At 61.4% G+C, this 13,031-nt stretch carries 14 protein-coding genes and 1 tRNA gene; 5 read left to right on the top strand and 10 right to left on the bottom strand.

Annotated elements, in window-relative coordinates; genetic code table 11:
* Positions 1-210: 210 nt before the first annotated feature.
* Positions 211-336 (bottom strand): hypothetical protein, encoded by a 126-nt coding sequence (locus ACFQ6H_RS23190; protein ID WP_378648848.1) that lies wholly within the window; start codon positions 334-336, stop codon positions 211-213.
* A 272-nt stretch (positions 337-608) separates the two neighbouring features.
* Here ACFQ6H_RS23190 and ACFQ6H_RS23185 point away from each other — a divergent pair, with 272 nt between their 5' ends.
* Together ACFQ6H_RS23185 and ACFQ6H_RS23180 are read left to right on the top strand one after the other, a co-directional pair.
* Positions 609-1,730: a winged helix DNA-binding domain-containing protein gene (locus tag ACFQ6H_RS23185; protein ID WP_378648846.1), complete on the top strand. Its 1,122-nt coding sequence runs from the start codon at positions 609-611 to the stop codon at positions 1,728-1,730.
* A 114-nt stretch (positions 1,731-1,844) separates the two neighbouring features.
* A complete protein-coding gene (locus ACFQ6H_RS23180) occupies positions 1,845-3,542 on the top strand; it encodes a fumarate hydratase (protein ID WP_378449016.1) in 1,698 nt (565 codons plus the stop codon).
* A 61-nt stretch (positions 3,543-3,603) separates the two neighbouring features.
* Here ACFQ6H_RS23180 and ACFQ6H_RS23175 read toward each other — a convergent pair whose 3' ends face one another.
* From ACFQ6H_RS23175 to ACFQ6H_RS23145, 7 genes are all read right to left on the bottom strand, one after another.
* Positions 3,604-3,954 carry a hypothetical protein gene (locus ACFQ6H_RS23175; RefSeq protein ID WP_378648844.1) on the bottom strand — a complete coding sequence of 117 codons (351 nt, stop codon included), beginning with the start codon at positions 3,952-3,954 and terminating at the stop codon, positions 3,604-3,606.
* A 53-nt stretch (positions 3,955-4,007) separates the two neighbouring features.
* Positions 4,008-4,571 carry a mismatch-specific DNA-glycosylase gene (locus ACFQ6H_RS23170; RefSeq protein ID WP_378539237.1) on the bottom strand — a complete coding sequence of 188 codons (564 nt, stop codon included), beginning with the start codon at positions 4,569-4,571 and terminating at the stop codon, positions 4,008-4,010.
* A gap of 20 nt (positions 4,572-4,591) precedes the next feature.
* The gene (locus tag ACFQ6H_RS23165) at positions 4,592-5,920 is read right to left on the bottom strand and encodes a WS/DGAT domain-containing protein (protein ID WP_378648842.1); all 1,329 of its coding nucleotides are present in this window, start codon (positions 5,918-5,920) and stop codon (positions 4,592-4,594) included.
* Between the two features lie 32 nt (positions 5,921-5,952).
* Positions 5,953-6,447: an SRPBCC family protein gene (locus ACFQ6H_RS23160; protein ID WP_378539239.1), complete on the bottom strand. Its 495-nt coding sequence runs from the start codon at positions 6,445-6,447 to the stop codon at positions 5,953-5,955.
* Positions 6,448-6,522: 75 nt separating this feature from the next.
* Entirely contained in the window at positions 6,523-6,888 is a 366-nt protein-coding gene (locus ACFQ6H_RS23155; protein ID WP_378648840.1) for a VOC family protein, read from the bottom strand.
* Positions 6,885-7,271 (bottom strand): phage holin family protein, encoded by a 387-nt coding sequence (locus ACFQ6H_RS23150; protein ID WP_003945275.1) that lies wholly within the window; start codon positions 7,269-7,271, stop codon positions 6,885-6,887. The genes ACFQ6H_RS23155 and ACFQ6H_RS23150 overlap by 4 nt, the downstream gene beginning before the upstream one ends.
* Positions 7,272-7,311: 40 nt before the next feature.
* Positions 7,312-8,277 (bottom strand): L-lactate dehydrogenase, encoded by a 966-nt coding sequence (locus ACFQ6H_RS23145; protein ID WP_378648838.1) that lies wholly within the window; start codon positions 8,275-8,277, stop codon positions 7,312-7,314.
* 107 nt (positions 8,278-8,384) lie between these two features.
* Here ACFQ6H_RS23145 and ACFQ6H_RS23140 point away from each other — a divergent pair, with 107 nt between their 5' ends.
* Both ACFQ6H_RS23140 and ACFQ6H_RS23135 read left to right on the top strand, forming a co-directional pair.
* The gene (locus tag ACFQ6H_RS23140) at positions 8,385-9,242 is read left to right on the top strand and encodes a PE-PPE domain-containing protein (protein ID WP_378648836.1); all 858 of its coding nucleotides are present in this window, start codon (positions 8,385-8,387) and stop codon (positions 9,240-9,242) included.
* A 62-nt stretch (positions 9,243-9,304) separates the two neighbouring features.
* The gene (locus ACFQ6H_RS23135) at positions 9,305-10,402 is read left to right on the top strand and encodes a glycerophosphodiester phosphodiesterase family protein (protein ID WP_378648834.1); all 1,098 of its coding nucleotides are present in this window, start codon (positions 9,305-9,307) and stop codon (positions 10,400-10,402) included.
* Between the two features lie 300 nt (positions 10,403-10,702).
* On the opposite strand, the gene ACFQ6H_RS23130 is transcribed toward ACFQ6H_RS23135, so the two are convergent.
* A tRNA-His gene (locus tag ACFQ6H_RS23130) sits at positions 10,703-10,775 on the bottom strand.
* 187 nt (positions 10,776-10,962) lie between these two features.
* Here ACFQ6H_RS23130 and ACFQ6H_RS23125 point away from each other — a divergent pair.
* Positions 10,963-11,934 carry a pseudouridine synthase gene (locus tag ACFQ6H_RS23125; RefSeq protein ID WP_378648832.1) on the top strand — a complete coding sequence of 324 codons (972 nt, stop codon included), beginning with the start codon at positions 10,963-10,965 and terminating at the stop codon, positions 11,932-11,934.
* A 16-nt stretch (positions 11,935-11,950) separates the two neighbouring features.
* Here the strand turns inward: ACFQ6H_RS23125 and ychF are convergent, their stop codons facing one another.
* Entirely contained in the window at positions 11,951-13,030 is a 1,080-nt protein-coding gene (gene ychF, locus ACFQ6H_RS23120) for a redox-regulated ATPase YchF (RefSeq protein ID WP_019744568.1), read from the bottom strand.
* Position 13,031 lies beyond the last annotated feature (1 nt).

Below are 13,031 nucleotides of genomic sequence, written 5' to 3'. Positions count from 1 at the left end.
CGCACCGAGTGCGTGAGCCTTTCTCGTCAGACGACGCTTACTTGGGCGTAACCGTGCCGCCGCTGAGCGTGGTCAGTGCGTCGACGAGACGCTGACCGAGGTTGTTGACGCTTCCGATGGCTTCACCGAGAGATCCCATGAGTTTCCTCCTGCAGTTTGTCGAAATTGAAGTAACTACACCCGGAGCGGGCGTGGCAAAGTCGCGCTGAATTAGGGGGTGGGGTCTTTGGAGATGCTCTCTACCGATCCCATGAAGGTCTTGAGCAGACCGTCAGCGCTGAACAGTGATCCCAGGCCCTGAACAACAGCGCCGAGAATTCCTTCCATTGAACCCATGTGAATCTCCTTGAGAGGTCAGAGGTCAGCTGCCAAAAAGCACCCGACAGTGCTGTGACAGCTGCGTCACATCTGTAATGTATCCGTGACGTGGGTAACATTAATCATACGAACGACCAGTTGGCAAAGGATTCTGACAATGGGGTGATTATTTCGACTAATAAGGTCTGCTACTGAAAAAATTCCGGCCAATCGGTCGAATTTGACCGATTCTGCCGCCGCATCGATCAACCGCCCCAAATCCTGCGGTTACCCACCAGTAAACTGAAATCATGTCTAGCGCAGCGTCACTCACGCAGGTAGCTAATTTCCGATGGCATCGCCATCAACTCGACAGGCCACATTCCGGTGACGCCGATCACAACGATTGCGCCATTCTCGACCTCGGGATTCAGAACACCGGGCCTGACGGCGCCGCGTGGGCACTGAGGATCCGCGGCATACGCGTCGACGCCACTGACCTCGCTCTTGCCTGGACGTTGCGCGGAGCTCCCCACTATTACCGTCGTCGCGACCTGCCTGCCGTCGCCGTCGCCACGTCGCCGTTCAGTGAAGCCGATGCAGCCAAACGCATTTACGACGCCAACCGGCCGCTGAAGGCCGCCGGCATCGCGACGCTGACTGCCCTGCAAACAGTTGCTACTGCGATGCGGGACATCGTCTCGAAACCAACCGTCAAGGGCGAGATGTCCGCGCAATTGACCACGCGAGTGACCGAGCCCTATTTGCGATTCTGCCGACCGTGCAACGCCACTCATCTGTACGAGATGCCGTTCCGCCTCGCGGCGCTTCAGGCAGGCCTCGAGCTGCAGCCGGGCACATCTCCCCCAGTGCTCGAACGCATTCCGGGTTGGCGTCGACGCCCCTACACCGCCTCGGGTTCTGACGCCGATCCCCGCTTCGACGTGATTCGCGGGTATCTGCGCTTCTACGGCCCCGCGACTCCTGCTCACGTCGCGTCGTTTCTCGATGCTCCGGTCAAGGACGTCAAAGCCCACTGGCCCACCGATTCCGAGGAGATCGAGGTGAACGGCGAGAAGCGGTGGATTCTCGAACAGGACCGCGAAGACTTGCTCGGCTCCCCCTCCGATTCGAGTACGCGCCTACTCGGGCCTTTCGATCCGTATGTACAGCTCAAGGATCGGGAGACCCTGGTTCCCGATCCGGCCGCACAGAAGACGGTATGGCCGACCCTCGGGCGACCGGGCACGGTGATGGTCGGCGGCAAGATCACCGGACTGTGGCGACCACGAGCGTCCGGAAAGAAGCTGAAGGTCGCGATCACCCCGTGGGAAACGTGGTCACGATCAGCCCGCGCAGCAGTCACCGAGCAAGCCGAATTACTTGCCGAATTTCGCGGCGTGGGGCTCTCCGAACTGGTCGAAGTATCTTGATCGAGCCAGTGGCATCCGGATAATTCCAGCTCACACCCGCCCCGATTCGGAGAAGGAAACCCCCAACGATAACCTGAATGCGACCTTCGCACGCACCCTTGTTCAGGAGAGATGATGGCCGACTTCCTCTATGAGGACCTGTTGCCGATCGGTGATGACACCACCGAGTACCGATTGCTCACCACCGAAGGGGTGTCGACAGTCGAGGGGCCGGACGGCCGTACCTTCCTGCAGGTCGAGCCGGAGGCGATGCGTCTGCTGACCGAAACGGCGCTGCACGACATCTCTCACTACCTGCGCACGGATCACCTGACGCAGCTGGCGAGCATCCTCGACGATCCCGAAGCGTCGAACAACGACAAGTTCGTAGCGCTCGATCTTCTCAAGAACGCCAACATCGCCGCTGCCGGTGTTCTGCCGATGTGCCAGGACACCGGAACCGCCATCGTCATGGGCAAGCGCGGGCAGCACGTGCTCACCCCCGGCGACGACGAGAAGGCCATTGCCCGCGGTGTCTACGACGCCTACACGCGCCTGAACCTGCGCTACTCGCAGAACGCGCCCATCACGATGTGGGACGAGAAGAACACGGGCAACAACCTGCCCGCGCAGATCGAGCTGTACGCCGATACTGCTGCCGGACACGAGAACTCGTACAAGTTCCTCTTCATGGCCAAGGGCGGCGGAAGCGCCAACAAGTCCTACCTGTACCAGGAAACCAAAGCGATCCTGAACCCCGACTCGATGATGCAGTTCCTCGAGGCAAAGATCCGCTCACTCGGCACCGCAGCCTGCCCGCCGTACCACCTCGCAATCGTCGTCGGCGGTACCTCGGCCGAGTTCGCGATGAAGACGGCGAAGTACGCGTCGGCGCACTACCTCGACGAATTGCCCACCGAAGGCGCCATCACGGGTCGCGGCTTCCGCGATCACGAGCTCGAGAAGAAGGTCTTCGAGCTCACGCAGAAGATCGGTATCGGCGCACAATTCGGCGGCAAGTACTTCTGCCACGACGTCCGCGTCGTCCGACTCCCCCGCCACGGCGCTTCGTTGCCCGTCGCCATTGCGGTGTCCTGCTCGGCAGATCGACAGGCGAAGGCCAAGATCACCCCGGAGGGCGTGTTCCTGGAACAGCTCGAATTCAACCCGGGCCGTTTCTTGCCCGAGGTCACGGACGCTCAGCTCGACGAAGAGACAGATGGCATTTCGGGTACCGGCAAGGGTGCTGCGGTCAAGATCGATCTGACCAAGCCGATGTCGGAGATCCTCGCCGAGCTCTCCAAGCACCCGGTGAAGACTCGTCTCTCCTTGACCGGTCCGCTCGTCGTGGCACGCGACATCGCGCACGCCAAGATCAAGGAACGCCTCGACGCAGGCGAAGAGATGCCGCAGTACCTCAAGGATCACCCGGTGTACTACGCCGGCCCCGCCAAGACGCCCGACGGCATGGCGTCCGGTTCGTTCGGCCCGACCACGGCCGGCCGTATGGACTCGTACGTCGAGCAGTTCCAGGCCGCCGGTGGCTCGATGATCATGCTGGCCAAGGGAAACCGTTCCAAGCAGGTCACCGACGCCTGCAACTCGCACGGCGGTTTCTACCTCGGGTCGATCGGTGGACCCGCGGCTCGTCTGGCCCTCGACTGCATCAAGAAGGTCGACATCCTCGAGTACGCCGAACTGGGTATGGAAGCCGTCTGGAAGATCGACGTCGAGGACTTCCCCGCCTTCATCGTCGTCGACGACAAGGGCAACGACTTCTTTGCGCACACCGGTGAAGTGACCCTGACGATCGGCAAGCGTCCGGGTCTGTAGACACGTCAACAGCAAAGAGCCCCGGCGGGTTTCGATCGCCGGGGCTCTTCTTCGTGTTTGGTCAGGTCCAGAGCGCAGCCACGAAAACGGTCACGATCGACAACCCGCCGACGACGTGCACCAGATTCGGATTGGGCTGTCCCTTCTTCTGCTTCGCCCGAGTGATCTCGGCAAGCGTCACGATGACCAGTGAAAGTACAAGTTTCACAGCGATCTTCGCGTGAATGTAGTTCTTGTCCAGGGCGCCTTCGCCCAACCCGACGATGATCAGGCCGGACACGAACTGCATCCTGGCACCCCACACCATGACCTCGGTGATCGAAGGAGCCTTGAGGACGGTGAAGTAGCTACCGACCAGGGCAGCCATACCGAGTAGATGAATCACTACAAAGATGTTGTAAAGAACAGACATACGGCCACTCTATCCCGTACTTCGTTCCAGGCGAACGGAACTGAGAGTTCTTGTCAGACAATTCCGGCTTCAGCTGCAGCAGAACGGTATTTGGCGGCCAGGGTCTCCACAGTCTCGTGTGCATTCAGACCGCTGGGATTGGGCACAATCCACAGTGCTGCCCCCTCGAAAGCCTGATCCTGCCGCCCCGCCTTGGCTCGTTTGTCACCGAAAGCAGTTCGATAGGCGGTGATTCCGGCAAAGGCAACCACTTTCGGTTTTGTCGCACGCACAACCTCCCGCACCCGCAGTCCCCCGGCAGCAAGTTCCTCCGCCGTCAACTCGTCTGCTCTGGCCGTCGCGCGTACCGCCAAATTGGTAATGCCCACTCCCCGATCGATCAGGTGCTGCGTATCAGCGTCCGACATACCCGCGGAAGGATCGATCGCACGCTCGATGATGCCTGCCCGCAGCAGCGCCGGATAAAACCGATTGCCCGGCCTGGCGAAATGCGCGCCGGTCGCCGCCGTCCACAGTCCCGGATTGATACCGACGAACAACAGCCGACAATCCGGCCCGATCAGATCCTCGATCTCGGCGTCTCGGAACGATTCCAGTTCGGCGCGCGTGAATCCCATGCAGCCAGTACATCAGGCCGTCACGACAGTGCTTCGCGCACCTCGTCGATCGCGTCGTGCATCATCTGCTCGTACACATCGATGTCCGGAATCGAGGCCGGACTGCTGGTGATGCTGATCGTCACCGTGTCCCCGATTCCGTGTACGCCGTGGGTCAACGACATGACCGGCGACAAACTCGGGAAGCCCGCTGTGAACCGAACGACGCCGCCGCCGAGCACCAGATCCGCATCACCGCGCGCGACGCTCGACACGACGGTGTTTCCGGTGACCTCGTCGGGCACTGCCGTGAAATCGTATTGCTGCACGCCCCAACGGACGAGCGGTCCGGGAACTGCGTTCAGCGCGAGATCCGAAGCTGCGCTGGATGGATGGGACGCACGTGCACGACGCTCGTCCATCGACTCCTTGATCCGTTGGGCTCGCTCACGGAGGTCGTCGACATCCGGGAACAGTCCGACACCCGCATTGCGGAAGTGGTTGCGCGCCGTGGGTGTACCGGCCTTGGCGATGGTCACCTCAGCTCCCAATTCGGGCGGTACCGAGCCGTCTCGTTCGGTGAGGTAGTTCGCCATCGCCACCGAGATCGCGGTCATCGCTCCGACTGTGACGGACACGCCGTCGCCGCGGAAATCTGCGCTGTCCCGCACGACCATGCGGACCAGCCGGTGAGGTCCGGGAGGGATGTTGGAGCGCACCTTGGGACGGCTTGCCGCTTGCGGCGCAACAACTCCCGATTCGGTATCCGCCTGCAGTTGCAACTGCGCTTTGTGCCCCGCTCGGCCGTCGCGGAACAGTGAAACGAGTTGACCCGGCAGGCGCAGGGCGGCGCGGCCCAGAATCTCGGCTGATCCACTGCGTCGCTCGTCCGTCTTCTGCTTTGCGGGCGGTTGCGGCGAGAACAACTGGCGAGCAATCGCCGACGCCCGTTTGCCGTCGGCCAAGGAATGAGCGACCTGCAGAACTGCGATCAGCGCCGGGCCGCTACAACGCGGCGCCCCGGTGACGCAGTGAAACAGGTGCAGCGTCCACGGCGACTCGCGTGGGTCGACGTGGTTTTCGAGTAGCTTCTCGATGCTGTGAATGCACGAGAGCCACGAGTTTTCGGGCAGCTCACGCACTCTCACCAACGAGGCATCGACCGGCATTGGCTCCCAGAGCGGATAGTCGAGGTGCCACGGTGATTCGCGTATCCGAACATTGAGATCCGGGATGAGCGACGCTCTTTCCACCACCGAGCGTCGTAGCTCGTCCATGGACTGGCTCTGCCCGTCGAAGCAGTAGAGCAGCAGCTGATCGTTGGGGATCTTCTCCGAAATCCAGAAGGTTTGGGCGTCGGTGGGCGTCATCCGTAACACCGGGAGACGGTACCACCGGCTTGTCAGCTCTTTTCTGCAGCAGCTTTCAGCTGGGACAAGCCCTTCTCGAAATCCTTACCGACGAGCTTGTCCATGCTGAAGATGAAACCGAAGATCTTGAAGAACAGATTCTTCTTTCCGGTCATCTTCCACGTCACCTGAACTTCACCGGCATTCGGAGAGACGCCGGCATTGGGAGAGATGAGAAAGGTGGTGACGTTCTGCGCCTTGAAGGGCTTGAGGAAGGCCAGGTCCAAAACTACGCGTTCGTTCGGGACGGATTCGGTGATCACCATCGAACCGGAGCCCGCCTTCTTGTTTCCGGCCCAAGCATACGAAGCCCCGACGCCCGCGTCAGGACCCGCGTACGTGCGCTGCATCGCCGGGTCGAGACCTTCCCACGGCGACCACTGAGTCCACTGATGGAAATCGTTGATCAATGCAAAGACGACCGAAGCTTCTGCCTTGACGATCGTCGTACGTTCTACCAGGAATTCGTCGGAATTCTGCGAAGCCATCGTCGATCTCCAATTCTCGGGCGTGACAAGTGTTCGGAATTATCCACGGTCGACGAGATCGGAGCGAGTCGACACTCAGTTCCTCAGGCACAGGCAGAAATAGTGACCGACCGGGTCGCGGTAGACGCGGAAAGTCTGATGCTCCGGAATGTCGGTCACCCGCTGCGCACCAAGGCCAATCACCCAAGCCTCCGCGGGGTCGAGAGAATCCACGAGCAAATCCAGATGGATCCCGACGCCGGTTGTCGGCCAGTCCACCGGAACGAAATCCGGAGCGAGCTGAAACGCGAGTCGCTCTCCGCCGGGTCCTTCGATCACGTGCCAATCATCCTCGTCGCGAACACTTTTCCACTCGAGGACCTGGGCGTAGAAGTTGGCCAATGCAGCCGGATCCGGGCAGTCCAGGACTGTGTAGTCCATACCGATGTTCGGGCGCGTCACTGTGCCTTCTTCTCCTGAACTTTCTTACGCACGAACAACAACGGAAGAACCAGCGTCGCAACTGCGGTTACCAGCCACACGACGACGGTTCCCAGAATCCACGTCGAGACACCGGAGATCGACAGATTGGAGAAGAGCGACGCCACCAACAGAGCGACGAATGTCGACACCAATCCGATTCCGCCGAGAAATGCCGGTGCATGTCGCTTTGCCACCGTCGCGATGAACGGTGCCAGGACCGACTGCGCAATCGCAAAGATCACGACGGCAACGATGAATCCGGATGTAGGCGCCGAGAAGCCCGAAAGAATCAACGACGCAACAAGAAGCCCGACAGCGGCAGAACCCAGGAAGATCGCGGCGCGAATCAGGAAGCTGATCATTTTTTGATCCTATATGTCGGATATCGAGGACAACAGATATTCACAATCCCAGAGATTGCTGCACCTCTTGCAATGTACGGGCGGAAGATCGGAGCCCCGAAGCCTCCTTTTCTGAAAGCGGTACTTCGAGGACTCGACCGGCACCTTCGCGACCGACCATCGTGGGCAACGACAGGCAAACGTGCTCGAGTCCGTGGACGCCGGTCTGCAAAGTCGATACCGGCAGCACCCGTTGTTCGTCCCGCAACACGACTTCCACGATGAACGCGCTCGACAATCCGATGGCGAGGTTGGTGGCACCTTTTCCTTCGATGATCTCGTAAGCACTCTCGACCACCGACTTCGCGACATTCGCACGTAGGTCGGGGCCGAGTATGCCGCCCGACGGTCCCACGAACGAGGTTGCCGACACTCCACCGATGGTCGCGCTCGACCAGAGCGGAATCTCGGAGTCCCCGTGCTCGCCGACGATGAAGGCGTGGACGTTCTCGACTGCGACTCCGAGTTCGGTTGCCATCAGGAATCGCAATCGGGCCGTGTCCAGCACCGTTCCCGATCCGAAGATTCGGCCGCCGTACGATGGTCCCGCGGCCTGGATCGCTGCGTAGGTCGCCACATCGACCGGGTTGGTGACGAAGAGAAGAACTGCGTCCGGCGACACCGCCAACAGTTGTTCGGTCAGTGTCTGCGCAATCGTGACGTTCACCGCGGCAAGTTCGAGCCGCGACTGACCGGGATGCTGTTTGGCGCCCGCAGTGACGACGACCAAGTCGGATCCCGCGGTGACCGAGACGTCATCGCCTCCGTCGACAGTGCACGGCGGTGTGAACTGGGTGCCGTGGTTGAGATCGAGAACTTCCGCCCGGACCTTTGCGCTGTTGGTGTCGTAGAGGGCGAGCGCGTCGGCCGATCCGCGTATCAGGCACGCATACGCAATTGCGGTGCCGACGCTTCCCGCACCGACCACGGACACTTTTCGTCTGGATGAACGATTCGGCGTCGTCATGAGTAAATGGTGCTCGCTCTATAACGATTTCGCAGCACAACGGATTGCCAGTCTCTTCTCAGCGTTTGGATGCAGACCTCTCAGAATCGACGTGGATGATCTCTGACATGGCTGAGGTAACCGTTCTTGCAGTTGGCGGCACCGGCGAATCCCACGTCGGCGACGACAGCGCCCGCGTGCTCGGACTCCTCAGCGCCGTCACCGACGAACTCGACAGCAGATTCGATTCTCGCTGGGTCGCTTATCCTGCGTCGTACGGTCCGGTCGCCGACGGCGGCCTGAGCTTTCGGCACAGCACCGCGATGGGTGTGAAAGCCCTCACCGCCGAAATCGCGCAGACAGACGGCCCCGTGATACTGATCGGATACTCACAGGGATGCACCGTGATCCGCTCGGCTCTTCCGACATTGACTTCTCCGACGCTGAAGGGCGCCAACATCATCGGAGTCGGACTGATCTCCGATCCACAACAACCGGCCGGCGTCATCGAAGGTTGTGAGGGACACGGAGTTGCCGGCGACGGACCCGAAGTCCAGCCGTGGATTCCGGTCAAGTGGATCGGGCACCCGCAGGACATGATCTGTAATGCCAGCGACGACAGCTACATTCGCGACATCGCAGACTTGACACGCTGGATGTCCTTCTCGCAGGCGCGGGTGTGGGTACGCAAGGTGTGGGAACTCCTTCGTAGCAACGCCTTCCAGAACGCGCAGAAGACTCGTTTCAGCCCCAAGCAGTGGCGTACCGATCTACGACGCATTCGCACCGCGTTCCTCGAAGTACTCGGCTATCTGCCGACGAAGTTGAACCTGAACCGCTTTCAGCTGAAGAACCCTCGCGGCGGTAGACACATCAGCTACGCGATCGAACCTCTCGACGCCAGTGGACTGACCGGATGTGAGCTTCTGGCGTCGTGGATGAAGGTCCAAGCGAGCGGAGTCGAGCAGCGCATTCACGCGGCCTGACCTTTACCGTTAGTTTACCTAACGAACCCCGGTGAGCCATTCGACGCCTCTACGTTCCTTTCATGCAACTGAGCAGAATATTGTCGTGCGCCGCCGTGACCGTCGCACTCCCCCTCGTCGCGCTGGCGACCCCGGCCTCGGCATCGCCAACCGGCAGTCTCGACTGGTCCGGTTCGTTCGGTAGTTCAGCGCCCCAGCCGGTTTCGACGTTCGACGTCCAAGCCCACCGCGGCGGACTCGGCCTGTACACCGAGAGCAGCCTGGCTGCGTTCGCCAATGCCCTCGAAATGGGCGTCAGCACACTGGAACTCGATACCCAGATCACCGAGGACGGGATCGCTGTCGTCACACACGATCGGAAGATCTCGAACAAGAAATGCCTCGACACCGAGCCGGCCACTACCGGCGACCCGGAGTTCCCGTACGTCGGCAAATTCGTCAACACGCTGAGCCTGCAGCAGATCAAGACCATGGACTGCGGCACTCTCCCCCTTGCCGGATACCCTGAGCAGCAGAATGTTCCGGGAGCGAAAATGCAGACGCTCGAAGAAGTGCTCGCCCTGGTGAAGTCGTACAACGCACCCGGAATCAAGCTCAACATCGAGACCAAGGTGGAAGCGGGAGCACCTCACGAGACCGCCCCGCGTGAGCAGTTCGTCTCTGTTGTTCTCGACACGATCCGGGCAGCCGGATTGTTGGACAGCGTCACCATTCAGAGCTTCGACTGGGGCTCACTCATGCTCACCCGTCAACTCGCACCGAATCTCCCCGTTGTTGCGCTCACTAACGGCGACTTTCTCCAGGTAGGCAAGGACGGAGCGTCACCGTGGCTCGGCGGCCTGGACATCGATGATTTCGGTGGCGACGGCATCGCGGCGGTAGCAACCTTCGGTGCCTCCGCCTACTCCCCTGTCCAAGGAACTCCGCAGGGTGGAAAGGTCGGGGATCCCGGTTTCACCCTCTATCCGACAGCCGACATGATCGCGAGCGCACATGCGCGTGGCGTGAAGGTCATCCCGTGGACCGTCGATGATCCCGCCACCATGCACGCCCTGATCGACCTCGGTGTCAACGGAATCATCACCGATTACCCCGACCGTCTCCGAGCCGTTCTGGCAGAGCGCGGTATGCCGCTACCTGCGCCTGCGGTCAAGAAGTAGCCTCCACCGCGCGCCGAAGCAGGTACCTGAACAGGTACTACGGCCGATGTCCCCGGGGTCCCGTCGGCCGCATCCTGGACAGGTACTTGCTCGGGTGATCGGAGGTGAATTCTGATGATGTCTTTGAAAGATCAGTTGGACAACTGCGAATACCTACTTGCCGACGCGGAAATGGCGGGTGACTGGAATGCTGTTCGGCGATTCAGGGAATACCGACTGAGGCTCGTTCGACAACTCTGCAGGCAAAGGGCTGCCGGTCTCTGCGCCTAGAGGCCTCACCTCAGCCGTATCTGAACTGAGTCCCTCTGGGCGGTTACGATCCGCCGTCGCCCGAGTCACAGTCGGGTGCTCTCACCAATTGAGCTACAGAAGGTATGGACCGCAGCGCTTTTCGACTGCGATCTTTCTCTGCCGAACCATACGGACCCGCCAGTCGTCCGCGCTACTGATTTTCGACTCGACGATCTAGGCCGACCACCGCTGCGAGTTCGGTTCCGCGTCCCCGCGGGGACGTCTCCGTAGAGGCCACGCCGAATCACCGCTGACCAGCGGTCGATGGGATGATGACCTGCGTGTCCATGTCCCCACCGCTGCCCGTCAAGAACGGGGTAGGCCCGACGCGCCTACGCATCCCGCCCTCTGGGCCGTGGGCGACAATCGCTGAGTACGTCGTGGCCAAGTTCGACCATCTGGACGCCGAAAACCTGTATCGGCGGTTCGAGGACGGCGAGTTCGTGGATATCGACGGCACCTCGATCCGCCGGAGCACAGAACTCAGCGCGCACCGGTTCGTCTGGTACTACCGAGAGTTGCCGGCAGAGGACCCGGTGCCGTTCCACGAGGAAATCCTGCACGTCGACGACGACCTCGTCGTCATCGACAAACCACATTTTCTCCCGACCACCCCCAGCGGGCGCTACCTGCGCGAGTCGGCGCTCGTCCGCCTACGGGTCCGCCTCGACAACCCCGATCTGACCCCGATCCATCGGCTCGACCGCGGCACCGCGGGCGTGGTGATGTTCTCGGCTCGCCCCGCGACGCGCGGCGCGTACCAGTCTTTGTTCGAGAAGCGTCAGGTCACGAAGGTCTACGAGGCGGTGTCGGCGCGACCGCCCCGGTGGGGCCAGGATGCATCGGGGTTCGCCGAATCCGACGGTCCCCTCGTCTACCGCAACCACATCGAAGCTCGACGCGGCGAGTTGCGGGTCCTCGTCGACGACAGCCGTGAACCTAACTCCGAGACCATGATCGAGGCGCGAGGGACGGGCGTGAGTGCCTCCGGACGTGCTGTGCTGCACACGGTTCTACGTCCACACTCCGGACGGATGCACCAGTTGCGGGTGCATTTGGCAGCTCTCGGCGCCGGGATCCTGGGCGACCGGCGATACCCCGACCTGCTTCCCGACGCCCCGGACGATCATTCCCTCCCACTCCAATTGCTCGCGAGGGAACTCGAATTCACCGACCCGTTGACGGGGAGAGCGCGGCGGTTTGTCACACGTCGGACGCTCAGCGAGATGCCAGTGGGGTAGGACCAGAAGCCGCGGATTAGACGTTGAAGCGGAACTCCACCACATCGCCGTCGGCCATGACGTATTCCTTGCCCTCCATGCGGACCTTGCCTGCAGCCTTGGCTGCGGCCATGGAACCCGCCTCGACGAGGTCGTCGAAGGACACGATTTCAGCCTTGATGAAGCCACGCTCGAAGTCGGTGTGAATGACGCCGGCAGCCTGGGGCGCGGTGTCACCCTTGTGGATGGTCCAGGCGCGAGCTTCCTTCGGACCAGCCGTCAGGTAGGTCTGCAGTCCGAGGGTGTGGAAGCCGGTGCGCGCGAGGGCGTGCAGGCCGGGCTCGGTCTGACCGATCGAGTCGAGCATTTCCTGGCGATCTTCCTCGTCCAGCTCGAGCAGTTCCTGCTCGACCTTCGCGTCGAGGAACACGGCATCGGCCGGTGCGACGGAAGCGCGCAATTCCGCAACCTTCGCTGCGTCGGTGAGCACCGACTCGTCGGCGTTGAAGACGTACAGGAAAGGCTTGGTGGTGAGCAGGCTCAGCTCGCGCAGCAACGAGAAGTCGAGCTTGTCCTTGACGCTGAAGAGCGTCGTGCCCTCGTTGAGAAAGGCCTGAGCCTTGAGTGCCTCGTCGTGGGCCGGCTTGAGCTCCTTGTTCTTGCGAGCTTCCTTGTCCAGACGCGGGAGAGCCTTCTCGAGAGTCTGCATGTCGGCGATCACGAGCTCGGTCTCGATGACCTCGATGTCCGAGGCCGGGTCGACCTTGCCGTCGACGTGGATGACGTCGTCGTCGGCGAAGACGCGCACTACCTGGCAGATGGCGTCAGCTTCACGGATGTTGGCCAGGAACTTGTTACCCAGGCCTGCGCCCTCGGAGGCACCCTTGACGATTCCGGCGATGTCGACGAACGACACGGTCGCGGGGAGGATGCGCTCGGAGCCGAAGATCTCGGCGAGCTTCTGCAGCCGCGGATCGGGCAGCTCGACCAGGCCGACGTTTGGTTCGATGGTCGCGAACGGGTAGTTCGCTGCCAACACGTCGTTGTTGGTCAGTGCATTGAAAAGGGTGGACTTGCCGACGTTGGGCAGTCCGACGATTCCGAGGGTAAGGCTCACG

This window comes from Rhodococcus sp. NPDC056506 (assembly GCF_042794945.1).
Classification (GTDB): Bacteria; Actinomycetota; Actinomycetes; order Mycobacteriales; family Mycobacteriaceae; genus Rhodococcus_F.
The sequence above is the reverse complement of the archived record's forward strand: the minus strand, read 5'-3'. Positions and strand labels throughout refer to the sequence as shown.